Source organism: Peribacillus sp. NPDC096447 (assembly GCF_044762725.1).
GTDB lineage: Bacteria > Bacillota > Bacilli > Bacillales > DSM-1321 > Peribacillus.
On the sequence record NZ_JBIWEV010000001.1, the window covers coordinates 473,328 to 496,545 of the forward strand.

The following is a 23,218-nucleotide window of genomic DNA, read 5'->3' on the forward strand; positions in this document are numbered from 1 at the left end:
TAAAAAAAGCCAAAGTCAAGATAACCTGACTTTGACTTTTTTACAATGGCAGGCAGAAACTAACTGCCCAATATTTCAGTGCCCCGATTGGGCCACTTTTTATTTTTTCTCTTCTTCGTTAACTTCAGTGTATTCAGCATCAACCACATTATCGTCTTGAGCTGATTCGCCAGCACCGGCTTCTCCAGCTTGCTGAGCTTTTGCCGCTTCTTCATAAAGCTTCATTGTCAAAGCTTGAACGATTTCGTTAAGCGCATCTTTTTTCTCGCGGATTTCTTCAAGCTCATTTTTCTCGATTGCAGCTTTCAGTTCATCCTTCGCTTCATTCGCTTTTGTTACTTCCGCTTCGTCCACTTTACCTTCTAGATCTTTAAGCGTTTTTTCCGTTTGGAAAACTAATTGATCAGCTTCGTTACGAAGTTCAACTTCTTCTTTACGCTGTTTATCGCTATCGGCATTTTCTTCCGCTTCACGAACCATGCGTTCGATTTCTTCATCAGAAAGTCCTGAAGATGATTTGATGGTGATCGCTTGTTCTTTGTTTGTGCCAAGATCTTTCGCACGAACGTTCACGATACCGTTTTTATCGATATCGAATGTCACTTCAACTTGCGGAACTCCACGAGGTGCCGGTGGAATGTCACTCAATTGGAAACGGCCAAGAGTTTTGTTATCCGCTGACATTGGACGCTCACCTTGAAGGACATGGATATCAACTGCAGTTTGATTATCAGCTGCTGTCGAGAATACTTGTGATTTACTTGTTGGAATCGTAGTATTACGGTCAATCAGTTTCGTGAATACTCCGCCCATCGTTTCAATTCCAAGTGAAAGTGGTGTTACATCAAGAAGGACAACGTCTTTAACATCCCCTGTTAATACGCCACCTTGAATTGCAGCACCCATAGCCACCACTTCATCAGGGTTTACACCTTTGCTTGGTTCTTGACCGATTTCCTTTTTGATCGCTTCAACAACCGCAGGAATACGTGTAGATCCACCAACAAGGATTACTTTGTCGATTTCAGATGCTGAAAGACCAGCATCTTTCAATGCTTGACGAGTTGGTCCCATAGTGCGTTCCACAAGACCTGTAGAAAGCTCATCGAATTTAGCTCTAGTCATCGTTACATCCAAGTGAAGCGGGCCAGCTTCTCCAGCAGTGATGAATGGTAAAGAAATTTGAGTTGACGTTACGCCGGAAAGATCTTTTTTCGCTTTTTCAGCTGCATCTTTCAAACGTTGAACCGCCATTTTATCTTTTGAAAGGTCGATTCCGTTTTCTTTCTTGAATGCTTCAACTAGGTAATCAATAATGACTTGGTCGAAATCATCCCCACCTAAACGGTTGTCACCAGCTGTGGACTTAACTTCGAAAACGCCGTCTCCAAGTTCCATGATCGACACGTCAAATGTACCGCCGCCAAGGTCGAATACAAGGATCGTTTGATCTTCTTCCGTTTTATCCAAACCGTATGCAAGTGCTGCAGCTGTCGGTTCGTTGATGATACGTTCCACTTCAAGGCCGGCAATTTGACCAGCATCCTTAGTTGCTTGGCGTTCTGCATCATTGAAGTAAGCAGGTACAGTGATAACCGCTTTAGTGACTTTTTCGCCAAGATACTCTTCAGCGTATGATTTCAAGTATTGAAGGATGATTGCAGAAACTTCTTGAGGTGAGTATTCTTTTCCTTCAATTACTTCTTTATGGTTAGTACCCATATGGCGTTTAATGGAAATGATCGTATTAGGGTTTGTAATCGCTTGGCGTTTTGCCACTTCCCCTACTTGCCTTTCTCCATTTTTGAATGCCACTACGGATGGAGTTGTACGGTTTCCTTCCGGATTCGGGATTACTTTTGGTTCCCCGCCTTCAAGTACAGATACACAAGAGTTTGTTGTACCTAAGTCAATACCAATGATCTTGCTCATAGTTTCACTACCTCCCAATTATTTATATGTAAAAATCCTATTCGTTCACTTTTACCATTGCAGGTCGAATCACACGGTCTTTAAGAAGGTATCCTTTTTGGAATTCCTCGACGACGATGTTCGAACCGAAGTTTTCATCTTGAACTTGCATGACCGCTTGATGCAAACGCGGATCGAACTCTTCACCAACCGAACTGATCGGTTCGATGCCTTCTTTAGACAATGCATCAGTAATCGCTTTATAGACCATTTCCATGCCGGATAGCAAGGATTTCGTCTGTTCATTTTCCGCTTCGATTTTTGTAGCTCTTTCAAAATTATCAAGAGCCTCCACTAAATCACTAGCAATGCTTTGAACTCTATATTTTTGAGCCGCCTCCATATCAAGCTTGGCACGGCGTCTTGAATTATCAAAATCGGCCTGCAGACGAAGATAACGGTTATCCATTTCCTCGATTTTCGCCTCAAGTTCAGCAATCTTTTCATGAGCCAATTGAAGTTCATCTTTTTCAACCGGACCTTGGTTTTCTTCCGCTGGAGTTTCTTCTTCAGCGAAAACTGCTTCTGCAGCACTTTCCTCGATTGTTTCATTTTCCAATGTTTGTTCTTCGTTTTTATTTTCTGTCACAATCTCACCTCCCTAAAAGGGTTATACAATTTATGCTAAAGTAATATGCCAGGCCGCGGAATATGCTCCTCCGCCACCTTAACAATATTACCTTTGCTACTATTTTTGATACAGTTTTGTCATCAGGGCCGTTAAATCTTTCGAGAAAAACGAAAGCAGACTGATCACTCTCGAATATTCCATTCTCGTTGGACCCAATATGGCCAATGTGCCAACTTGCTCCTGCCCGATTGAGTAGGTCGCCGTAATCAAACTGCAGTCATCGAGCACTGTGTTTTGATTTTCACGGCCGATCTTGACGTGGATGCCCGATGGATTTTGAGTAATTAGTTCATAAAATCCCTGTTCCTGCTCAATCATAGATAAAAGCGTACTTACTTTAGCAATATCATGGAACTCCGGCTGCCTCAGCATATTCGTTTTCCCGCCAAAAAATATTTTTTCGGGCTTTGTGTCCGTCAGGGTCTCCGCAAGGATCGAGACCATCGATCCATAGTTATGAATGTGGCGGCTCAATAGAACTGCCACTTCCTTATAAATCTTATCCTTAAGATCAACTAGCGGAACATCGACCAAACGGGAATTCAATATGTTCACCATCTTTTCAATTTCGTTTATATCAAAAGAAGGCGGTAAGGAAATCATTCGATTTTCCACATGACCTGTATCGGTAATGATGATGGCTATTGCCGTTTCAGGACTTAAAGGAATGATTTGGATTTTTTTCAGCTTATGCTCATTCACTTTTGGCCCCAGTACAATCGCCGTATAATTCGTCAGTTCCGAAAGTATTTTCGCTGACTTCTGAACGATCTTTTCCAATTCATAAATTCGTTCTACAAAAACGGATTTTAATATCTTCATTTCATTCTTTTTCGGAGCTTGAGGAGAAAGTAAATGATCCACATAATATCTATACCCTTTTTCAGAAGGGATCCTACCGGAAGAGGTATGGGTTTTTTCTAAAAATCCCATTTCTTCAAGATCGGACATTTCGTTGCGAATTGTGGCAGAGCTGAACGTAATTTCATCTTTCTTCGACAAGCTTCGTGACCCGACTGGCTGGGCAGAATGGATGAAATCCTCGATTATCACTTGTAGAATCAATAATTGACGATCAGTTAGCATGTATGATCACCTCTGTTAGCACTCTGTCTCATCGAGTGCTAATATACTAATAAATTATCAAATGAAGCTTATGATGTCAACAATGAAACCCCTAATTCAGCGTTAAAATAACTTGAGTTTCCTTCAGTCGGAATCAATAACGCCCAAAAATGATTGGAACACTTCATTTCCAAGCAGTTTGCCCCGATCAGTCAAGCGCACGAACCCGCCTTCCACTTCAAGCAGACCCTTTGCCGATCCTTCTTCGAGCGGTTTCCTGAAAATCTCCGTCATTTCAACAAAAAATTTATTCTTGAAGATTTCCAATGATACACCTTCCGTTTTCCGGAGCCCCAAAAACATCTCCTCTTCCATCCGTTCATGAAGCGGTACTGGGTGTTCTTCCAATACAGGCAGCTCGTTCGCGAGCAATGGCGTGATATATTTCTTCACAGGACCATGATTGGCCACCCTTTTTCCTCCAGTATAGCCATGTGCACCGGCACCAATCCCATAATACTCCACATTATCCCAATATGTCAGGTTGTGCCTGCTTTCAAACCCAGCTCGGGCAAAATTACTGATTTCATATTGATGCAGACCATGCTTCTCCATCTCTTCCATTAGCCTCTCATACATCGAAGCCTCGAGCTCCTGCGGCGGCAGGTTCAATTTACCCCTTCTCATCTGATTATAAAAAACCGTCTTCGGCTCAACGATCAATGAGTAGCTGGAATAGTGCGGCAATTGAAGGGCAATCGCTTTATCCAGCGTATCCTTGAAATCTTCCATCGTCTGGCCCGGCAATCCATATATCAAGTCGATGCTGATATTCGTAAAGCCAACCTCTTGAGCCAAATGAATCGTTTCATAAACTTCAGAAGCCCGGTGAGTCCGGCCGATTCGTTTTAACAATTCATCATTGAAGCTTTGCACTCCAAAGCTAAGTCTATTGACCCCTGAGTCATAAAGTATCTCCAGTTTTTCCCTCGAAAGATCCCCTGGATTGGCTTCGAATGTATATTCAGCCTTTTTAGGATCAAAGGGCAGGGTTTCAATGATTGCTTCACATAAGAATGCAAGCTGCTTTTCATCCAGAGAGGTCGGTGTCCCCCCACCGACAAAAACCGTATCCAAACCGGCAGTCGGGTATTTGGAAAGCTGCATCTCCATTTCCCTTTTCATCATCTGTAAATATTCGTCGACCGGCTGTCCCTGCAAAAATACTTTATTGAAATCACAATAGTGACAAATATGTTCACAAAATGGTATATGGAGGTAGGCGCTTTTGATCATTGTGTTCACAACCTTTTAATCGAATGAGTCGATAGAAAAAGAGGCTAGATTTCCTCTACCCTCTTTTTACTATCTATCGTTTATTTTATTTATTTCTTTGGTGTCGTATCATCCATTTTCAAAACAGCCATGAAAGCTTCTTGCGGAACTTCAACGGAACCTACCTGTTTCATCCGCTTTTTACCTTCTTTCTGTTTTTCGAGCAACTTACGTTTACGGGAAATATCGCCGCCGTAACATTTAGCCAATACGTTTTTGCGCATTGCACTAATTGAAGAACGGGCGATGATTTTTTGCCCGATTGCTGCTTGGATCGGCACTTCAAATTGTTGTCTTGGAATCAATTTCTTCAATTTTTCAACGATGACTTTACCGCGCTCATATGCAAAGTCCTTATGAACGATGAAACTTAAAGCATCGACAGTTTCAGCATTCAGCAAGATATCCATTTTCACAAGCTTGGACGGTTTATAGCCGATCAGCTCATAATCGAATGAAGCATAGCCTCTTGTATTGGATTTCAATTGATCGAAGAAATCATACACGATTTCAGATAATGGTATTTCGTAATGAATGCTTACACGGGTCTCATCGATATATTCCATATCAATGAAGTTTCCGCGTTTATTTTGACAAATTTCCATGATTGCCCCGACAAACTCCGTCGGTGCCATCATCGTTGCTTTGACATATGGCTCCTCGACCCGTTCGATCTTTTGAGCATCAGGCATATTAGACGGGTTATCCACTTTCAGGACAGTTCCGTCCGTTTGGACCACATCATAAATAACACTCGGGGCTGTGGTGATCAGGTCGATCTTGAATTCACGTTCAATCCGTTCCTGGATAATCTCCATATGAAGGAGTCCAAGGAATCCGCAACGGAAACCGAAGCCCAATGCTTGCGATGATTCCGCCTCGAACTGCAGCGCTGAATCGTTCAATTCCAATTTCTCCAACGCATCCCGTAAATCATTGAATTTCGATGCGTCAATTGGGTATAGACCGCAATATACCATCGGATTCATCTTCCGGTAACCCGGCAATGGTTCTGTCGCACTATTCACCGCACTTGTAATCGTGTCACCAACAGTCGTATCACCAACGTTTTTAATCGATGCCGTAAGGAAACCTACATCACCGACGTTCAGTTCATCCAACAGCTGGGTTTTAGGGTTGAAGACACCCAATTCGGTAACATCGAATTCCTTGCCAGTGGACATCATTTTGATTTTGTCGCCCACTTTAACGGAACCCTCAACAACACGGATATAGGCAACTACACCGCGGTACGCATCAAACAGTGAATCGAAAATAAGCGCCTTGAAAGGAGCCTCTGGATCACCTTGTGGAGCTGGAACCAATTCAACGACCTGTTCCAGAATCTCCTCGATTCCGATTCCCGCTTTAGCCGAAGCCAAGACTGCATCGGAAGCATCCAACCCGATCACTTCCTCGATTTCTCCACGTACCCGTTCCGGATCTGCACTCGGCAAATCAATTTTATTGATGACCGGAATGATTTCCAGGTTGTTGTCCAATGCTAAATAAACGTTTGCAAGCGTTTGGGCCTCAATACCCTGTGCCGCATCGACAACAAGGACAGCTCCTTCACAAGCTGCAAGGCTTCGTGACACTTCATACGTAAAATCGACATGTCCCGGTGTATCAATAAGATGGAAGATATATTCTTCTCCATCTTTCGCGTTATATTTCAATTGAATCGCATTCAATTTAATCGTAATTCCACGCTCACGCTCTAAATCCATGGAATCCAACAGCTGACTCTTCATTTCACGCTGAGTCATGGCGTTCGTTTTTTCAATGATACGATCCGCCAATGTAGATTTACCATGATCAATATGAGCGATGATGGAAAAGTTACGAATTTTTGATTGTCTTTTTAATTTTTCTTCTCTATTCATGACGTTCACTCCCACTTGTCGACACAATACACTATTTTTTATTATATCAATAGAAAATGCAAGATTCAACAGAATAGTTACAAAAGAAGCCTCATTGCAGGGCAACGGATAAAAAAAGGCTGCATTCCGGATTCGGATGCAGCCTTTTGGCAGGGCATACTCAACTTACTTCATACCTAAATCATATCAATTAGTGCTTGAAAGGCCCCTGATATGGTCTCTCCTAGCGTTTTGCCTATCGATGAGAAAAAGTTGAAGGCCTTCATTTCTTCAAGCTTTTCTTTTTTCGTCTCCAAATCATGACTCGTTACTTTTTCGCCAAGGATATCCGCTTCCATCTCCCCTTGGTCCGATTGGTTAATAATGAATGCACTATTCAAAGAGGGATCTTCATACCCCTTCATTTTTTTCATCCCGTCGTTCGCTTGCTGCATCCCGATTAGAACACCTAAAAATAATACGAGCACAATCCCTGTACATTTCAACCAAAATCGAACCATGATAAGAGAACTCCTTTCAAATTACTGCGCTTCCGAATCTCCGGTCGGGTTATCCACTGCTTTGGCATCCCAGTAAAATTCACTGAAAACATCGGTAAAGGCATCAACGGTCAAGTACATTTCCTCGAAAGTATTATCAACACCGCCAATTTCAATAAGCATGGCATTGCCTGATAAATCCTGATTGTATACTCCATTCTGTCCCGCTCCGCCTTGTTTCATAACCCCTCGTGAAATGCCAGGGTATTTTTTCTCCAAAGCTTTATGAAGCTTATTGGCAAGCGCCGCATTTTTTTCGAAGTTCGGGTTATTGCCCCCAACCACGAAGGCAATCTTGGCATAATCTTCACCGTTAATGTTAATGGTCGTATGTTTTTTTCGTTTAGAATCACGATGGATATCAATGATATATTCTAAATCTTTGTTATTGGCCAATGCCGTCTGGACGGATTTTCGTGATTCTTGATAGGATTTGGCATAATTCAATCCTTTATTATTCAGATTTCCCATGATATCCGTTTTATCGAGCGTGGAGCCGATCCCCTTATCAGCCATATCTTCAACCATCCGTTCCCCGAGTTTCGTAATATTGATTTTCGAATGATAGGCTAGGTCCGGGTTGGTCACTCCTTTTAAATATGGAAGATATGACTCCCGGTTATGGCTATGGTATATTTCTACCACTTTCCTTCCATTTGTCGTTTGTTTCGGCTGATCGGCCACACCTTTATCCGGTTCTTCAATCTCATCCAGGTTTTGCAGGGATGCATCCCTTTCTTCATTCAGGACGTCTACTGGCGGCGAGGATTCATACGGCATATTCGTATAATTCGTTCCTTCCCCAGCAACGAGGATCTCATTATCAAAAATCGAAAAGCCAGGAAGTTCCCTGCCAAGTAAACTTCGCGGGTCTTCGAGTGAAATGTTAGTCGAGACTTTTATCAATTGATTCGTGATCATCGATTCCTGCTTACCTTCCGGCAGGGCATTAAAAAGATAATGGTTTTCATTGGCCAGCATCGAGAACAGCATTTTTCCCGAGAATTGGTTGGCTACAGTATGTACGGAATTAGAAGATATCCGATACTCCGGTCTTAGGGAAGTCATGACCCCACTGACTGAAAAAACAAAAAGAAGCAAGGCGAGAATACCTAGAAAAGTTTTTATTATTGTTGATCCGTGAACGGCTGTTATGATTCCTGGGGAATTTCTTCTTTTCATCCTTCCACCCTCTCTATAGCTTGTCTATTAATACCTATGACTTTGCTAGAAAGGGTAGAACACCATTTTTGGGCACTAAAAATGATTTAACGGGTGTAGTAGCCGGTATTATCTTGATTTATTGAATGATGCAAGGCTGCATTTAACCCATTGGCTATTAAATTGGCCATATCCTCAATGAAAACATCGACTTCTTTCGGTGTAACCATTAAATTTTGACCAAGCGGTGACAGTACCTCATAAATCAATTTCCGTTTCTCTTCATCAGGAAGGACACCTATCATTCCCAAGAAGGTTTGGCGCTCCTTTTCACCTGGCATATCCTCTTCTGTCAGCTTTGTGCGCTTTCCAAAACTGAATCCAGCGGGCGCCAACGAACGTGATGGTCTGTCCCCTTCATTCAGTTCCTTGCCAAAGTGCTTCAAGATATAATCTATCGTATCGCTGGCAATTGATACGGCATCCACGACGGTAGGTATACCAATCGCTATAACAGGAACTCCCAGTGTATCCTGGCTCAATTCTTTCCGTTTATTCCCAACACCAGACCCAGGATGGATGCCTGTATCCGTTATTTGAATCGTCGAATTCACTCGTTCGATCGAACGGGCAGCCAATGCGTCAACGACGATCAGGAAATCAGGATTACTTTTCTCGATGACTCCTTTTATGATGTCACTCGTCTCAATTCCCGTAATCCCCATCACTCCGGGGGAAATCGCACTGACCGGCCGATAACCTTCCTTGACGGACTCTGGCTGCAATTCGAACAAATGTCTTGTGACCACAAGGTTCTCAACGACTGCAGGCCCAAGAGCATCGGGAGTAACATTCCAATTACCAAGACCGACAACCAAACAACTGCTTTCCTTGGTGATTTTATTCCGTTTCAAAAAGGAAGCCAGTTCGTTGGCGAACACCTTTTCCACCCGTTGCTGCGTATCCGTATCCTGCTGGCGGATCCCCTGCACTTCGATGGTCAAATAGCTGCCCTGCTTCTTCCCGATTTCTTTTTCACCCTCAGCCGTGACCTCGACTAAGGATACCTTCAGATCATCCACTTCTTTTTCCTTAATAATGACCCCTTCAATGCGGGATACATCCACTTCCTCTACAACACCTTTATGTTCAAGGGCAATTTCCTTTGCTTCAATCGCCAAATCTGTACGAATTCCGTATTCACTAAGGTCCAAATTATTTTCCATAACGGCCTCCTGATGTTTGAATTGAATCTAATCTAGTATTTTCAATAGTCTCTCTTAAACATTCTGTCGTTTTTGCTTTTTTATTATTCATTTTTTTGGTACAATGAGTGATGACGAGATGAATTTATTCCCGAAATTATAATTCCTTTTCGATTCTCAATCTGAAGTATTGCATATTTATGAGCAGTCTGATAGAATATCACTTGTGCTATTTGATATGGATTTGAAAAGTCGAGTTCATATAATCTCGATTTCTTTGTAGGAGGTGAACGGAATGCCAAACATTAAATCTGCTATTAAACGTGTAAAAATCAACGACAAAAAACGCGTTCATAACATTACTGTTAGATCAACTATGCGTACTACAGTGAAAAACGCTGAAGTTGCATTAGCTGGTGAAAACGTTGAAGCTGCTAAAGAAGCTCTTTTAACAGCTGCTGTGAAATTAGACAAAGCTGCATCTAAAGGATTAATCCATAAAAATGCGGCAGCCCGTAAAAAATCTCGTTTAGCGAAAAGACTTAACGCTCTTAACGCATAATGACAAAAAATTAAACGATCCAACCGGATCGTTTTTTTTGTGCCGTTTTTTGCATAAAAAAGGCGGCAGGATATCTGCCGCCTTTTTATCATCTAATTTTTAAAAGCAGCAGCTCAAGCGTGATTGCCTTATCGGCTTGGCCCGTCTTCATTTTATAATCCGCTTCCGCTAAGTCGTTGATGATGCTCAATAGCTCGCGTTCCTGGAATCTCCCTGTCTTTTCAAGTGCCAGCTTTACCCTGTAAGGGTGCACCTTCAGTTGACCTGCAATTTTTTGCTGGCTATAGCCCTGGCGGGAAAGCTCCTTCACTTGATACATGAGCCTGACCTGACCTGCCATGACGCTCAAGATTTTGATCGGCTCTTCATTCTGCCTGAGAAGATCGTGCAGTATCGTCATCGCACTCTCCATCTTTCGCTGTAACACATGATCAACAAGCGTGAAGATATTCTGTTCAAGGGATTTAGCAACCAGCTTTTCCACTACCTCGACCGTAATGTGTTTATCAGCTTCTACATAAAGCACCATTTTATCCAATTCATTCGTAAGCATCATCAGATTCGTTCCTGCAAGTTCAAGTAAAAGCTCTGTAGCCTGCTCATCTATTTGGACTGAAGAAGCTTCGACCCTCTCCTTCACCCACCCTTTTAACTCATGATCACCAAGCTTTTTCGCTTCAACGAGAACCGCCTTACGCTTCAGTTCCTTGGTGATTTTTTTCCGTTCATCCAGTTTCTCATAAGGTGCGGTCAATACGACAATTGAATAAGGAACCGGGTCAGCCAAATACGCTTCCAGTCTTTTCACATTATGTTCAACTCTTGATTTCGTTTTTTCAGCTGTCAAAAAAAATGGGTTTTGCATGAAAACAAGGCGCCTTTCCCCGATAAACGGGAGGGTTTCGACATCTTCAAGTGCAGTTTCAACAGGCGTCTCTTCTAAATCAAATTGAGAAAAGTTAAAATCCATCTCATCTTCGTGAAGGACATTCTCGATCAATAGCTGCTTCGTTTCATTAATTAGATAGGCTTCCGACCCATATAACAAGTATACCGGCGCGAATTGCCCTTTTTTTATACTTTTCCAAACGTCTAATACCAATAGAATCCGCCTCTTTACTATGTATTCTTCTCTAATGGTATAGGTGGATGGACCATTTGACAAGCTATAAAGGGAACTAGCCCTTTAAAAGGGCTAATTCCGGATCTATATGAACACTTTCAAGAAAGGCCCGGGTAATCTCCCTTGAAAGCGGGTAGAGTATTCATGTAGAACAAAAATTGAGCTTTTCTTTTTCGCTTGCTTTGTTTGTACTGTTATTTTGACCTCAAAATCCCAAACTATTTGTGACAACTCTTGTCAGTAAAGGAAATGAAGGAATGAAGCCTGTAGATTTTTTTTTGGTAATGTTTTATACTATTAGCAGAAATAGGAGGGGTAAACAATGAACGAATTCGAAAAGAATGTTCAATCAAAGACAGATGACGTCGCTGATTCCGCTATAGGATTCATCGGTTCTTTTGTATTTTTCGCTGCCATGTTCACCATAGCTGTCGTCATTAAAGCTGTCGGATCCTGATTTCATTTACTACATGCACTTATTTTTCCTGATGGAGGCTGCCGTTGCAGTCTCTTTCTTTTTGATTTTCTACATACTATGGGAGAGTCTTCCGAAAGGTTCCACTGCTTTTGTAATACTTGTAAATAATAGAACCATCCTCGTCCGTCCTGAACACCTTTATGCCATTTCTCTCCAGATTCCCAATTACGTCTCGATGAGGGTGACCGTAGCCATTATCTTTTCCAACTGAAATAAGCGCCGCTTTCGGCTGCAGCTGTTCAAGGAAGGGCGTGGAAGAAGAAGTTTTGCTGCCATGGTGACCGACCTTCAAGATATCCGCCTGCAACTGCGGAAATGTTCTCAAAAGTTCACTTTCCCCTTCTTCTCCCATGTCGCCGGTCAATAACCATGACAATCCCCCAAGCTCCGTGAATAGAACTATGGATGAATCATTCTTATTTTCTTCTTTCTCATATGGACTTATTACAGCAAAGGGCGCTCCGCCCGCCACCCAATGGTCCCCCCTTTTCAGGACAGTCATTTTCATTTTTTTATCTCTTGCCACGGACACAAAATCCGTATCCCTGTATTGCTCTTCACTCCAGCCTCCAATGATGATCTCCCCAACATTAAAATTTTCTATTAATTCTTTTGCACTTCCCATATGATCTGCGTCCGGATGGGTTAAAATCAGTTTGTCCAATTGGTGGATTCCCTTACTTTTCAATAATGGAATAATGATATCATCCGCGGTGTTGAACTTCTTTCGCTTTTTTGCCCACGTGTCGATTGGAAATGTAATTTGCCCACCCGTATCAATCAAATAGTTACCGCGATTGAAAGGCAGGATAATTAAAATGGAGTCACCTTGCCCAACGTCGATGATCTGCACTTCGCCAAAAGGCGAGAACCTTTGTAAGTTATATTGCAAAAGTAAAAGCACAATTATTATTCCGCACCAGATTTTACTTTTTTCAAAGGATACTTCCCAAGTAAGGTATAATCCTAAAAGCGAAATAACAAGTAATAGCATTGTGATGAAAGGTGGTTTTCCAAACGGAATGGAGGCAAGCGGCAAATGCGATGCACTATCCGCAGCTTTATTGCAGAGTATGAAGGTATAATTCAATAATGAAATGAGGGGTTGCCCCAAGGAAGGCAGTAATATATGAATGAAGAGGGAAATCAGTGAAAATGGCAGCAATATGATGGAATATAGCGGAACATACAATACGTTCAGAAACACCCCAAGAATGGATGCTTCAAAAAAGTGAAAAAGCAAAATCGGAAGGGCTGCCAATTGGCAGATGGAACTGACGATGAATAGCTGCGTTGTTTTCTTCGGGTATTGCAAGAAAATGCTTGAAGACATGATAATGGAGAACGTGACCGCGAATGAAAGCTGAAAACCTATATCATAGAGCATATTAGGCCGAAAAAACAAAAGTGCCATATAAGCCGATCCGATTGCGGCACCCGCCGAGATCCGCTTCTTGAATAGCAGGAGTAGAAAGAAAAGCATAGCCATTAAACAGGATCTCACCACTGATGGACTGGCACCTGAAAGTAACATGTAAACCGGAAGGAAGATTAAGATGGCCATCATCATTCTTTCCCTTGTAATGCCGACCCTGATGCCGAAGTAAAATAACAGCCCCGTTAAAAAACTGACATGAAGACCGGAAATAGCCAGTAAATGAACCAGACCGAGCCGCTGATAATTAGTAAGGTCGCCTTCATCTATATATGTCTGGTCGCCGAATATGAGGGCAGTGACAAAACCGCTCGATTCTTCTGGAAAGTGTTCTCTAATATACGTAATCCCCTTCAGGCGCAAATTACGTATTGAAACAAGAATCGGGTTTCCAGCCACTTTACATTCTTGAAATGAAATGGAACCCGCTTTGAAAATCCAATGGGTGCCTTGACGGAAAAGATAACGCTGATAATCGAAACTGTTTTCATTTCTGTTTTTGTCGGGAATTTGCAATGTCCCTTCGGCCGGACATGATAAACCGATTCGCAGAAACTGACCCAGCTTTTCCTGTTCCAGTTCAGTGGTGATTTTATAACGAAGCATTAACCGTTCGCCTTTCTCACTGGCAACGAATCCTTTTAAAGAATTTCCATCTATATTCGGTTGATCGGTAAATGTAATGCTAAATTGGCTTTCCGTTCCGTGATAGGCAGTTTTGTTGCGGTAATCGGTGAAGGAGGCGGCCCCTAAAAACATCCCCATGATCACCAAATGAAAACTAAGGGCCTTCACACTTAACCCACCCGAAAAATAAAGAAAACAGAGAAAAGTAAGGATGATGATCAGCAGCCTTACATTAAAAAAAGAATGGGCCGTAACACCAAATGTGGCCGAAACGGCTAATAAGATAAGGTGTCGAGCCATGCCTGCCCCCCGTCCTATTTAATTTTCAAAAATCTGATTGGCCTGCTTTTCCAGCTCGGATACAGCTTCTTTTCCCAGGCCTGTTCGTTCAAGTTGAGCTAACAATGAGAATACAAAGTCCTTTTTTTGTTTTCCATTAACATCGATGGCCCCTTTTGCTTCAACCTTCTCGGTCTTGACGCCAGCCTGTTTAAATAATTCCAGGGCATATGGATGATTTTTGTAATCTTCCGCATAATAAACAGCCTTGATGCCAGCTTGGATGAGTGATTTACAGCACTGAAGACACGGAAAATGCGTCACATATATTTCCGCCCCATCAGTAGGCACCCCAAATTTAGCACATTGTAAAAGTGCATTCATTTCTGCATGTATCGTTCTGACACAATGATTATCAATTACATAACAGCCGTCATCAATACAATGCGTCCCTCCCGCAATGGACCCATTATATCCCCCCGCAATGATTCTGTTGTCCCTGACGATGGTCGCCCCTACAGTGAGACGTGTACATGTGCTTCTTAAGGCTAATAAATGGCTTTGCGCCATGAAATATTGATCCCAACTAATTCTGTTCATGTTGTATCCCCTTACCACTAGAATGATTTTCTTCAATTTTACCCTCTTCTTGTCCATTTGTGTAGCATATTCAATCATTCATTTCACCGAAATGGAATCCCGTAACCTTTCAAACGTTTTAACGCCGATTCCCGTTACCTTCTTCAATTCATCGACGTCCTTGAATTTCCCTATGGTTTCCCTGTATTCCAGGATCGCATTCGCTTTGGATGGTCCAATTCCCGTCAAGGTTTCCAAATCTTCCTGTGTAGCTGTATTCAAGTTCACCAGTTCTCCTGACGCCCCCTTAGTGGCGGCATCACCAGACGACCCGACTTGTATATTCTCCAAGTTCCCCGTGACTTCTTCACCTATTTCCGGAACATAAATGACCATTTGGTCTTCGACGATTTGGGCAAAATTCACTTTATTTTTATCCGCCTTGTCCGTAAAACTGCCTGCAGCCGAAATTAAATCAATCACCCGGTCACCCGCCTGTGCAGTAAAAATGCCTGGGGAATTGACCGCTCCTTTAACGTCCACTTTAATGATCACAGGTTCGGCAGCCGTTTCATTTTCACTTTGTTCGATTTCAGCTTCTTTCTCAGAAATGGAAAATATATCTGCCGTATCCGACGGATCCTCCCCTTGTTGCAAAAAAAAGTAAATGCCAGCTGCAACAAATGCCACCGCAACGGTAATCTTCGTCATTTTCCTTTTTAAAATTTCATCCATTTCTTTGCCTCCTATTTGGATTTCGCACGATACATTGTCATAGGACAGATTAAAAATACATAGTGTTTTTAGGAGAATCAATCGCTTTAAGTGAGAGGAGTTGATCGGAATTGAAGAAAATCGGTGTTATCGGAACCGGAAATATGGGTACCATTTTAATCGAGGCATGGCTGGAGGCAAAAATATTGAATCCGGCAGATCTAGTCATTACAAATCGCACACTTTCCAAAGCATTGGAGCTGAAAGAAAAACACCCTGGCATCAAGGTTGCGGAAAGCGCAGCCGAAATCGTCCAACAAGCCGACTTTATCTTTCTCTGTGTAAAACCATTACAAATTAACAGCCTATTACAAGGCATCAAACATCATATAAAAAGGGATCAGCTGGTCATTTCCATCACAAGCCCGCTTTCAGTCTCCCAGCTTGAATCGGCAGTGAATGCCCCCTGTGCCCGTTTTATACCGAGCATAACGAACCGTGTCGGTTCAGGGGTATCGTTACTGAGTTTCAGCAAGAGCTGCAGTAAGGAGAAAGTGTCAGCTTTATATGATTTGGCCTCCGCCATATCGGCACCGGTCATCATTGAAAATGATATCACCCGGGTAGCTTCCGATATCGTCAGCTGCGGACCTGCCTTCTTCAGCTATTTAGCACAAGCTTTTATTGACGCGGCCTGCCAAACGACGAAGATAGATAAAGAAACGGCTACGACTTTGACTGAGAATATGCTGGTTGGCTTAGGGGAACTGCTTGGTAAAGGGGTTTATACATTGCCGACCTTGCAGGAAAAGGTTTGTGTAAAGGGTGGAATAACGGGTGAGGGGATCAAGGTTTTAGAAGCTGAAACAGGGGAAATGTTCCATCATCTTTTTCAAGCGACACATGAAAAGTTTGCAGAGGACCTTCACGAAGTTGAAAAGCAGTTCGGCCATCCTTATTAATATTCGTAATTTATATCTCAATTCCTTCTTAAAATAAAAAAAGAAGAGGTCAGACCTCCACTCGTACAGGATGATGTACGAACGGGGATTCTTGACCTCTTTATTATTTACTGGCTACAAACAAGATTCTTTCGGTTTCCGCTACGAGCGGTGCTTCTTCAAGATCCGCCAGAATTTCAGAAACCGTAAAACCTGCTTGCTCCAACCACTTTTTATATTGATCAACCGGATAGGTCCGTTGATAATGCAACTCATCAAAACGGTCATACAGTCCGCTTTCATCGTCCCTTACGAAAAAACTTAAATCATGCTCAACACTGTAAGGTTCTTCACCCGGGAAGCAGTCCCATATATAGGATACTTCTTCACCGTTGACAGCAAACGTATTATCGCGAAAGATTTCTTCCATTTTATAAATGGAATGGATATCAAACAAGAATAATCCGCCATCCTTCAAATGCTCATGAACCCGGCTGAACGTCTTGACTATATCCTCCTCATCGCGAAGGTAGTTCAGCGAATCACAAAAAATCGTGACACAATCAAATTGGCCAAGTCCCTCGAGTTCTGCCATATTCTGCTGGAAAAGCGGAATTGATAATCCAAGCTTAACCGCCTTTTCATTGGCAACAAGAAGCATTTCATCAGATAAATCCACGCCGGTGACTTCGAATCCGTGTTGCGCCAATTCAACGGTCATTTCCCCGGTTCCACACGCTAAATCAAGGACTTTCCTTCCACCAATTCCATACTGTTCCAGCTTCGCCGTAAGGATCATCAGCCATTTTTCATAAGGTGCGTCCTTCATCAATTCATCGTATACATAGGCAAAGCGTTCATAAGTCATGTAGTCAGTTCACTCTCTAGATCTTCAAAAGGTGCATCTCCCCATAAACGTTCAAGATTATAGTAGTTTCTTTCATCTTTATGGAAAATATGGGCCACTACATCGCCAAGATCCACAAGCACCCATTTCGCCTCGTCAAAACCTTCAAGACGTTTTACATTGATTCCTGATTCATCAGCTTTGCTCTTCATTTCACGAGCTATTGCTTGTACTTGTTTTTCAGAATTACCGTGGCAGATCAAAAAGTAATCCGCTACAAGGGAAATACCTTGCATGTTCAATGCCACGATATCCTCCGCTCTTTTATCATCCGCCGCTTTTGCTGCAATTACAAGAAGTTCACGTTCAGTCATTACATCTTCTCCTTCAAATTCATGATCAAATCATTATATGTCTTAAATGTGTCAGGGTAAATTGCCTGATTTCTTTTCATTAAAAAAACAACTGTATTCCTTAAAGCCTGAATGACAGCATGATCCAAATTTTGCTTTGCTGTCTGCCTGACTTCGTCGACACCGGGAAAAGAACGTCCCGGCTCAATATAGTCGGCAAGGTATACGACTTTATCCAAAAGGCTCATGCCAACCCTGCCAGACGTGTGATAGGCAATCGCATCCAAGATTTCAGCGTCCTGAATGCCAGCTTCCTTTTTCACCAGATAAGCCCCGACAGGAGCGTGCCACAGCTCCATATTGTATTCAAGTAAAGCCGGGTCCATTTTTTCAGCGATTATAATTTGCTCCATTTCCTCTTTTGGACGGAATTTTGCATAATCATGGAAAATTGCTGCCAGTTCCGCTTTTTTGACGTCGGCACCATACCGTTCAGCAAGTTCAATCGCTGACTCGACCACACCCAAGGTATGAATGTACCTTCGCTCAGTGATTTGTTCTTTGACCAGTGCCAATGCTTCCTCACGATTCATATAAACCATTCCCTTTAATATACTTCACCACTGGATCTGCTATTAAATATTTCACGGTTTTCCCCGTTCTTAACTTCCTTCTTATCATGGAGGACGAAATGAACATCTGGGGGACTTTGACCATCGTGATTGGGTATACGGTCTTTTCATCATATCCAGGGCGCTTCACACCGACGAAATTGACCATATGCACCAGCTCGTCGATACGGTGCCAATTCGGTAAGTACTCAATCATGTCTGCGCCAATTATGAAATAGAACTCATTGGTTGGCTCAAGCTCTTTCAGCAATTTTATCGTGTCATACGTATAAGATGTGCCTTTTCTTTCTATTTCAATACCCTCAATATAAAAAGATGGGTTTCCGGCTATCGCGTTTTCCAACATAGCCAGCCTGTCCATATCGGTTACTTCCTCCGATTTTTCCTTATGTGGAGGAACGTGATTTGGCATGAACCTGATTTCATCTAGCTCAAGGGCATCCAGCACTTCATTCGCTATAATCAAATGCCCGATATGCGGAGGATTGAATGTACCGCCAAGAATTCCAATTTTTTTCATAGATAGGTTCCTTAAGGTAATTTAAGTTGTTTGTTTTCTTTTGATTCTTTATACAGCACAATTGTGTTGCCGATAATCTGAACCAATTCCGCCCGTGCACCCTTTGATAAAGAAAGTCCCACATCATCGCGGTCCTCTTCACAGTTTTGCAGGATGCTGACCTTGATTAATTCACGTACTTCAAGCGCCTCACCAATTTGCTTGATGAGATTATCATTGACGCCGCCCTTACCAACTTGAAAAATTGGGTTGAGGTGGTGGGCCTTTGATCGTAAAAATCTTTTTTGTTTACCTGTTAACATGTGTTACCTCCTAGTTTGTTCAAGACAATATCTGTCATTCTTGCTGTATCCGGCATAATGCCTGTCCATATCTCAAAAGCGAGTGCGGCCTGGTTGATGAACATCCCCAGCCCATTTTGCGTTTCCGCCCCTTTTTCCCCCGCTTCACGCAGCAGTTTGGTTTGCAGAGGGTTATAGATGATATCACTGACAATGGCACCGGTTTTAAGCTGGTCGACCTTTAACGGTGAATGATCCAATTCAGGACTCATTCCAGAAGAAGTCGTTTGGATGATTAAATCATATTGTGATAAGCTTTCTTCCGCTTCGATAATCGAGAGTGCCTTCGATACTTTATCATATGGGCAATCAGAAACAAGCTGGGCCGCCCTTTCCTTTGTCCGGTTTGCAATATCAACTTGCTTTACCCCTTCTTTCACGAGGGTAAAATAAATCGCACGCGCAGCACCGCCCGCTCCGATCACTAACGTTTTTTTAGCCTTGATGTCACCTGATATTTCATCGCATAAAGATTTGAAAAATCCTTTTCCGTCTGTATTATACCCTATAAACCGACCATTTTTGTTAACAACCGTATTTACAGCCCCGATTGCAAGGGCCAGTTCATCCACTTCATCAAGGAAAGGGATGATTGAAGTCTTATGAGGAATCGTGATGTTAAACCCTTCTATACCAAGGGCTTTCATGCCTTTTACGGCATCGTTCAAACGCTCAGGTGTCACATGAAAATGATGATAAACCGCTTCTATATTTTCTTTTTCAAATGCATCATTATGAATGTCCGGTGACATCGAATGTGCAATTGGATCTCCCATTACCCCATATATCTTTTTCATAGACTAGACGACCCCTATATTTAGATTAATGATTTGCGAACGATCACATTGACGCCCTTTGGAACATGTGCAACGATTTTCGCTCCTGGCTCATTGACCGTCACCCAGCCAAGACCAGAAAACACAATATCCATTTTACCATCTTTCAAGGAGAATTCATGTGGAATCAGCTTCGGAAACTCCTCGATTTGTTCAGGCCGTGGGGGCGTCAATAATTCCCCGGCATGGTTTTTATACAATTCATCGGCATTTTCCAGTTTCGTACGGTGAATATTCAATTCATTCGAAAGGTAGCAAGTCAGTGAACGCCTTCCGCCTGAGACATAGTCCAGTCGGGCCAACCCTCCGAAAAATAGCGTCTGTCCTTCATTCAGTTGGTAAACTCTCGGCTTGATTTCCTTTTTCGGCATAATCACCTTGAAGTCCCGTTTGTCCACATAGTGAGCCATTTGATGATGATTAATGATTCCCGGTGTATCGATCAATGCCTGTTCATCATCCAAAGGAATTTCGATCATATCCAAGGTAGTCCCAGGGAAGTGGGAAGTCGTGATGATATCGCCTTCATCACCGCTCAATTCTTTTATAAGACGGTTGATGAAAGTGGATTTACCTACATTCGTACAGCCCACCACATAGACATCTTTACCTTTGCGGTACCGCTCAATCGCATCAGCCGCTTCCAGTATGTGCTTTCCCTTTTCCGCACTGACAAGCAGGACATCAACCGGGTTAAGACCCAATTCCTTTGACGATTGCTTCATCCAATTGATCAACTTGTTCGTTTTTACGGATTTAGGCAATAAATCGACCTTATTTCCGATCAGAAGAACATCATTCCTTCCTACAAATCGATGAAGGCCAGGCAGCCAGCTTCCATTGAAATCAAAAATATCGACGATTTTGACGATTAAAGAGTCGGTTTCGCCTACTTTATTCAAGATTTTCAAGAAGTCATCGTCTGTTAAGGATACATCCTGAACTTCGTTATAATGTTTCAATTTAAAGCAGCGCTGACAAACGATCGTCTCTTTTTCCAGGGCTGATTTAGGGGCATAGCCCAACTCCTTCGGATCTTCAGTCTGGACCTTAACACCGCAGCCGATGCACACTAATTCTTGATGATTGTTCAATTGTGATCCTCCCATTCTATCATTCCTTTTCGTTTAAAAAACGCCATGATCTTTCTTTCAAAATAACGATTGATCCTTGTTCTGAATTCGTCGGTTTGTGCAACAGGGAGCACTAAGATCGTATGAAACCCGCCTCTGTTCCCTCCCAATACATCCGTCAATAACTGATCGCCGATTACCACCGTTTCTTCCAATTTCAATCCCATTGACTTACGGGCTTTATTGAAAGCTCTTACCATCGGTTTTCTGGCCTGGAAGATAAACGGAATGTGAAGCGGATCGGAAAAAGCTCGAACCCGATTTTCATTATTATTGGACACGATCGTCACTAAAATCCCATGATCCCGCAAATTGTCGAACCATTTGATTAAATCGGGGGTGGCAGTTGGCCTGTCCCATTCAACGAGAGTATTATCCAAATCGGTAATGACTCCCTTGATCCCTCTTTTTTTCAATTCTTGAGGATCTATATTAAAAATGCTTTTAACATGTTCACTCGGCAAAAATAATTTAAGCATATTGACACCTCTATATTTTCATTAAAATTTACCGTTTCCATCATATCGAATTTTTAGCTCACTTTCAAAAAAAATTAGGAAAGAAGGGCTGACGGTAAAGAAACATCATAATGGATGTTTTCAGATATGGAAAGGCATTTTTTATTAAATAATGGGAAATTTGCAGGCAGACCAGAACCAAAGAACTAATTATTCATAAAAGATTTCGACAAAAATTTCATTTGTTCAACCTGTGGATAACTTTACTAACATTTTCCATACTGATGTGCACCATTTCGTTCACCTTGTAAACAACTTAACCACAGGTTATCCACTTTCAACTGTGGATAACAGAACGATTGTTCTCCACGTTTATTTCTGATACAGTAGGGGTACATCAAGGAAGACTTATCAATATATGCAAGTAAATACCAAATTATTCCTCGCAATCCCTACTGGAGGTGAGCAGCCGTATATGGCGTTCTGATGCAAAAACTATCTGATGACCTGTTGCTTGAATCCTATTTTAAAGCACAGAATTTAAAGTTGAGTACCGATTTCATCCGCCTCATAGAAACGGAAATTCATCGAAGATCCTTAACGCATAAAATCCGATCAATATTTTAATATGGAATACATAGGCTGACATCAAATGTCAGCCTCTTATTTTCAATTGAAGTTAGACGGCCCTCATGAAACCGATCGTTTCACCTACACGGACATCTGCGGGAATGGATATGTTTCCTTCAAGTTCAAAACTGCCTTTTTCAAAAAGAAGCACCACTGTTGACCCAAAGCTGAAATAAGAAAATTCCTGCCCTTTTTCCAATTCATCCGATTCATCAGTAATGACGATCGAATTTATGAACATGGCCCCGACTTTCACCATCGCCAAACTTCCCGCTTCATTTTGCAATTCAGTTACTGTCCGATAATTTTTTGATAACGGCTCTTTTCCATATTTCATCCCCCATTTATTGACGGGGTACGATTTCCTTCCAAGGGTCCAGCGTTTGACTACGGAACCCTTGATTGGTGCATGGATCCTATGGTAATGACTCGGGCTTAAGTATAACACGAGATATTTGCCGCCTAAGTACTTTTCCAAAAAAAGCTCATCCCCGAGCATTTCCTCCATTGAATATATCTTTCCCTTAACGACGATCTTTTTATCAGCCCGTATCTCCCCTGAATCCTCAAGAACACCGTCAACAGGACAAGCCACCGCAGAAGGATCTGCCGTAATTGGCCTGGCGTCCGCTTTTAACTGCCTTGTAAATAGCTCGTGCAGATTGCTATAAGCTTTTAACTCCTTACCAAATTCTTGTTGATTAAGGTTGAATGTTTTTACATACAGTAAAATTAAGGGCCTGCTCCAACGAGATTGGCTAAAATGCTTTAATAATCCTGATGAATACTGACCATTCGTCAGTTCAATAAGAATGCGATATAAAGACTGAAACAAATAAAACCACTCCAAATTGTAAAATTATTCTAAAATTCCCTTGCATAAATTGTGTTAAGTAAAATATTATTATATAATAAATACTTATGTTTACTATATTTT

Annotated in this window: 25 protein-coding genes; 4 read left to right on the plus strand and 21 right to left on the minus strand. The window is 42.1% G+C overall.

Annotated elements, in window-relative coordinates:
* Nucleotides 1–99 precede the first annotated feature (99 nt).
* The 8 genes from dnaK to gpr all read right to left on the minus strand — a co-directional run bounded on the left by dnaK (nt 100) and on the right by gpr (nt 9,814).
* Nucleotides 100–1,932 carry a molecular chaperone DnaK gene (dnaK, locus tag ACIQZD_RS02390; protein ID WP_402897741.1) on the minus strand — a complete coding sequence of 611 codons (1,833 nt, stop codon included), beginning with the start codon at nt 1,930–1,932 and terminating at the stop codon, nt 100–102.
* A 37-nt stretch (nt 1,933–1,969) separates the two neighbouring features.
* The gene (gene grpE, locus ACIQZD_RS02395; protein WP_402897744.1) at nt 1,970–2,560 is read right to left on the minus strand and encodes a nucleotide exchange factor GrpE; all 591 of its coding nucleotides are present in this window, start codon (nt 2,558–2,560) and stop codon (nt 1,970–1,972) included.
* Nucleotides 2,561–2,659: 99 nt separating this feature from the next.
* On the minus strand, nt 2,660–3,688 hold the full coding sequence (hrcA, locus tag ACIQZD_RS02400) for a heat-inducible transcriptional repressor HrcA (protein WP_076365204.1): 1,029 nt from the start codon (nt 3,686–3,688) through the stop codon (nt 2,660–2,662).
* Between the two features lie 123 nt (nt 3,689–3,811).
* The gene (hemW, locus tag ACIQZD_RS02405; RefSeq protein ID WP_402897747.1) at nt 3,812–4,963 is read right to left on the minus strand and encodes a radical SAM family heme chaperone HemW; all 1,152 of its coding nucleotides are present in this window, start codon (nt 4,961–4,963) and stop codon (nt 3,812–3,814) included.
* A gap of 89 nt (nt 4,964–5,052) precedes the next feature.
* Nucleotides 5,053–6,888, minus strand: a complete 1,836-nt coding sequence (gene lepA, locus ACIQZD_RS02410; protein WP_402897750.1) for a translation elongation factor 4 — start codon at nt 6,886–6,888, stop codon at nt 5,053–5,055.
* Between the two features lie 176 nt (nt 6,889–7,064).
* Nucleotides 7,065–7,388, minus strand: a complete 324-nt coding sequence (locus ACIQZD_RS02415) for a YqxA family protein (RefSeq protein ID WP_053535740.1) — start codon at nt 7,386–7,388, stop codon at nt 7,065–7,067.
* Nucleotides 7,389–7,409: 21 nt separating this feature from the next.
* Nucleotides 7,410–8,609 (minus strand): stage II sporulation protein P, encoded by a 1,200-nt coding sequence (gene spoIIP / locus ACIQZD_RS02420; protein ID WP_402897753.1) that lies wholly within the window; start codon nt 8,607–8,609, stop codon nt 7,410–7,412.
* Nucleotides 8,610–8,695: 86 nt separating this feature from the next.
* Entirely contained in the window at nt 8,696–9,814 is a 1,119-nt protein-coding gene (gene gpr, locus ACIQZD_RS02425; protein ID WP_402897756.1) for a GPR endopeptidase, read from the minus strand.
* Nucleotides 9,815–10,088: 274 nt separating this feature from the next.
* On the opposite strand from gpr, the gene rpsT reads away from it, so the two are divergent.
* Nucleotides 10,089–10,355 (plus strand): 30S ribosomal protein S20, encoded by a 267-nt coding sequence (gene rpsT / locus ACIQZD_RS02430; protein ID WP_034308554.1) that lies wholly within the window; start codon nt 10,089–10,091, stop codon nt 10,353–10,355.
* A gap of 88 nt (nt 10,356–10,443) precedes the next feature.
* Here the strand turns inward: rpsT and holA are convergent, their stop codons facing one another.
* On the minus strand, nt 10,444–11,457 hold the full coding sequence (gene holA, locus ACIQZD_RS02435) for a DNA polymerase III subunit delta (RefSeq protein WP_137019080.1): 1,014 nt from the start codon (nt 11,455–11,457) through the stop codon (nt 10,444–10,446).
* A gap of 343 nt (nt 11,458–11,800) precedes the next feature.
* Between holA and ACIQZD_RS02440 the strand changes: the two genes are divergently transcribed.
* Nucleotides 11,801–11,935, plus strand: coding sequence for a YqzM family protein (locus ACIQZD_RS02440; protein ID WP_034308559.1), 135 nt, complete (start codon nt 11,801–11,803; stop codon nt 11,933–11,935).
* 76 nt (nt 11,936–12,011) lie between these two features.
* Here ACIQZD_RS02440 and ACIQZD_RS02445 read toward each other — a convergent pair whose 3' ends face one another.
* From ACIQZD_RS02445 to ACIQZD_RS02455, 3 genes are all read right to left on the minus strand, one after another.
* Nucleotides 12,012–14,318: a DNA internalization-related competence protein ComEC/Rec2 gene (locus ACIQZD_RS02445; RefSeq protein WP_402897762.1), complete on the minus strand. Its 2,307-nt coding sequence runs from the start codon at nt 14,316–14,318 to the stop codon at nt 12,012–12,014.
* Nucleotides 14,319–14,336: 18 nt separating this feature from the next.
* Nucleotides 14,337–14,897 carry a ComE operon protein 2 gene (locus ACIQZD_RS02450; protein WP_402897767.1) on the minus strand — a complete coding sequence of 187 codons (561 nt, stop codon included), beginning with the start codon at nt 14,895–14,897 and terminating at the stop codon, nt 14,337–14,339.
* A gap of 78 nt (nt 14,898–14,975) precedes the next feature.
* Nucleotides 14,976–15,611, minus strand: a complete 636-nt coding sequence (locus tag ACIQZD_RS02455) for a helix-hairpin-helix domain-containing protein (protein ID WP_402897770.1) — start codon at nt 15,609–15,611, stop codon at nt 14,976–14,978.
* A 110-nt stretch (nt 15,612–15,721) separates the two neighbouring features.
* On the opposite strand from ACIQZD_RS02455, the gene comER reads away from it, so the two are divergent.
* Nucleotides 15,722–16,552 (plus strand): late competence protein ComER, encoded by an 831-nt coding sequence (comER, locus tag ACIQZD_RS02460; protein WP_402897773.1) that lies wholly within the window; start codon nt 15,722–15,724, stop codon nt 16,550–16,552.
* Nucleotides 16,553–16,655: 103 nt separating this feature from the next.
* On the opposite strand, the gene ACIQZD_RS02465 is transcribed toward comER, so the two are convergent.
* From ACIQZD_RS02465 to ACIQZD_RS02500, 8 genes are read right to left on the minus strand one after another with little or no spacing between them, the layout of a single operon-like run.
* Complete coding sequence (locus ACIQZD_RS02465) at nt 16,656–17,399, minus strand: class I SAM-dependent DNA methyltransferase (protein ID WP_402897776.1); 744 nt, start codon at nt 17,397–17,399, stop codon at nt 16,656–16,658.
* A complete protein-coding gene (gene rsfS, locus ACIQZD_RS02470) occupies nt 17,396–17,752 on the minus strand; it encodes a ribosome silencing factor (protein ID WP_101222622.1) in 357 nt (118 codons plus the stop codon). Before rsfS ends, ACIQZD_RS02465 begins: the two co-directional genes overlap by 4 nt.
* Nucleotides 17,752–18,324 carry a bis(5'-nucleosyl)-tetraphosphatase (symmetrical) YqeK gene (yqeK, locus tag ACIQZD_RS02475; RefSeq protein ID WP_214743896.1) on the minus strand — a complete coding sequence of 191 codons (573 nt, stop codon included), beginning with the start codon at nt 18,322–18,324 and terminating at the stop codon, nt 17,752–17,754. Before yqeK ends, rsfS begins: the two co-directional genes overlap by 1 nt.
* Nucleotides 18,314–18,883 carry a nicotinate-nucleotide adenylyltransferase gene (locus ACIQZD_RS02480; RefSeq protein ID WP_101222624.1) on the minus strand — a complete coding sequence of 190 codons (570 nt, stop codon included), beginning with the start codon at nt 18,881–18,883 and terminating at the stop codon, nt 18,314–18,316. The genes yqeK and ACIQZD_RS02480 overlap by 11 nt, the downstream gene beginning before the upstream one ends.
* A gap of 11 nt (nt 18,884–18,894) precedes the next feature.
* On the minus strand, nt 18,895–19,185 hold the full coding sequence (yhbY, locus tag ACIQZD_RS02485; protein ID WP_076365174.1) for a ribosome assembly RNA-binding protein YhbY: 291 nt from the start codon (nt 19,183–19,185) through the stop codon (nt 18,895–18,897).
* Nucleotides 19,179–20,021, minus strand: a complete 843-nt coding sequence (gene aroE, locus ACIQZD_RS02490) for a shikimate dehydrogenase (RefSeq protein ID WP_350299527.1) — start codon at nt 20,019–20,021, stop codon at nt 19,179–19,181. Before aroE ends, yhbY begins: the two co-directional genes overlap by 7 nt.
* Nucleotides 20,022–20,041: 20 nt before the next feature.
* Nucleotides 20,042–21,154, minus strand: a complete 1,113-nt coding sequence (yqeH, locus tag ACIQZD_RS02495; RefSeq protein WP_402897786.1) for a ribosome biogenesis GTPase YqeH — start codon at nt 21,152–21,154, stop codon at nt 20,042–20,044.
* Complete coding sequence (locus ACIQZD_RS02500; protein WP_101222627.1) at nt 21,151–21,672, minus strand: YqeG family HAD IIIA-type phosphatase; 522 nt, start codon at nt 21,670–21,672, stop codon at nt 21,151–21,153. The genes yqeH and ACIQZD_RS02500 overlap by 4 nt, the downstream gene beginning before the upstream one ends.
* 465 nt (nt 21,673–22,137) lie before the next feature.
* Here ACIQZD_RS02500 and ACIQZD_RS02505 point away from each other — a divergent pair, with 465 nt between their 5' ends.
* The gene (locus tag ACIQZD_RS02505; RefSeq protein ID WP_034311351.1) at nt 22,138–22,278 is read left to right on the plus strand and encodes a sporulation histidine kinase inhibitor Sda; all 141 of its coding nucleotides are present in this window, start codon (nt 22,138–22,140) and stop codon (nt 22,276–22,278) included.
* A 52-nt stretch (nt 22,279–22,330) separates the two neighbouring features.
* Here ACIQZD_RS02505 and ACIQZD_RS02510 read toward each other — a convergent pair whose 3' ends face one another.
* Nucleotides 22,331–23,116: a phosphatidylserine decarboxylase gene (locus ACIQZD_RS02510; protein ID WP_402897790.1), complete on the minus strand. Its 786-nt coding sequence runs from the start codon at nt 23,114–23,116 to the stop codon at nt 22,331–22,333.
* Nucleotides 23,117–23,218 lie beyond the last annotated feature (102 nt).

Bases quoted from the DNA above. Each gene is read 5' to 3' on its own strand.
- dnaK (WP_402897741.1), bottom strand. From the start codon at position 1,932: ATGAGCAAGATCATTGGTATTGACTTAGGTACAACAAACTCTTGTGTA.
- hrcA (WP_076365204.1), bottom strand. From the start codon at position 3,688: ATGCTAACTGATCGTCAATTATTGATTCTACAAGTGATAATCGAGGAT.
- hemW (WP_402897747.1), bottom strand. From the start codon at position 4,963: ATGATCAAAAGCGCCTACCTCCATATACCATTTTGTGAACATATTTGT.
- lepA (WP_402897750.1), bottom strand. From the start codon at position 6,888: ATGAATAGAGAAGAAAAATTAAAAAGACAATCAAAAATTCGTAACTTT.
- ACIQZD_RS02415 (WP_053535740.1), bottom strand. From the start codon at position 7,388: ATGGTTCGATTTTGGTTGAAATGTACAGGGATTGTGCTCGTATTATTT.
- spoIIP (WP_402897753.1), bottom strand. From the start codon at position 8,609: ATGAAAAGAAGAAATTCCCCAGGAATCATAACAGCCGTTCACGGATCA.
- gpr (WP_402897756.1), bottom strand. From the start codon at position 9,814: ATGGAAAATAATTTGGACCTTAGTGAATACGGAATTCGTACAGATTTG.
- rpsT (WP_034308554.1), top strand. From the start codon at position 10,089: ATGCCAAACATTAAATCTGCTATTAAACGTGTAAAAATCAACGACAAA.
- ACIQZD_RS02440 (WP_034308559.1), top strand. From the start codon at position 11,801: ATGAACGAATTCGAAAAGAATGTTCAATCAAAGACAGATGACGTCGCT.
- ACIQZD_RS02445 (WP_402897762.1), bottom strand. From the start codon at position 14,318: ATGGCTCGACACCTTATCTTATTAGCCGTTTCGGCCACATTTGGTGTT.
- ACIQZD_RS02450 (WP_402897767.1), bottom strand. From the start codon at position 14,897: ATGAACAGAATTAGTTGGGATCAATATTTCATGGCGCAAAGCCATTTA.
- ACIQZD_RS02455 (WP_402897770.1), bottom strand. From the start codon at position 15,611: ATGGATGAAATTTTAAAAAGGAAAATGACGAAGATTACCGTTGCGGTG.
- ACIQZD_RS02465 (WP_402897776.1), bottom strand. From the start codon at position 17,399: ATGACTTATGAACGCTTTGCCTATGTATACGATGAATTGATGAAGGAC.
- rsfS (WP_101222622.1), bottom strand. From the start codon at position 17,752: ATGACTGAACGTGAACTTCTTGTAATTGCAGCAAAAGCGGCGGATGAT.
- yqeK (WP_214743896.1), bottom strand. From the start codon at position 18,324: ATGAATCGTGAGGAAGCATTGGCACTGGTCAAAGAACAAATCACTGAG.
- ACIQZD_RS02480 (WP_101222624.1), bottom strand. From the start codon at position 18,883: ATGAAAAAAATTGGAATTCTTGGCGGTACATTCAATCCTCCGCATATC.
- yhbY (WP_076365174.1), bottom strand. From the start codon at position 19,185: ATGTTAACAGGTAAACAAAAAAGATTTTTACGATCAAAGGCCCACCAC.
- aroE (WP_350299527.1), bottom strand. From the start codon at position 20,021: ATGAAAAAGATATATGGGGTAATGGGAGATCCAATTGCACATTCGATG.
- ACIQZD_RS02500 (WP_101222627.1), bottom strand. From the start codon at position 21,672: ATGCTTAAATTATTTTTGCCGAGTGAACATGTTAAAAGCATTTTTAAT.
- ACIQZD_RS02505 (WP_034311351.1), top strand. From the start codon at position 22,138: ATGCAAAAACTATCTGATGACCTGTTGCTTGAATCCTATTTTAAAGCA.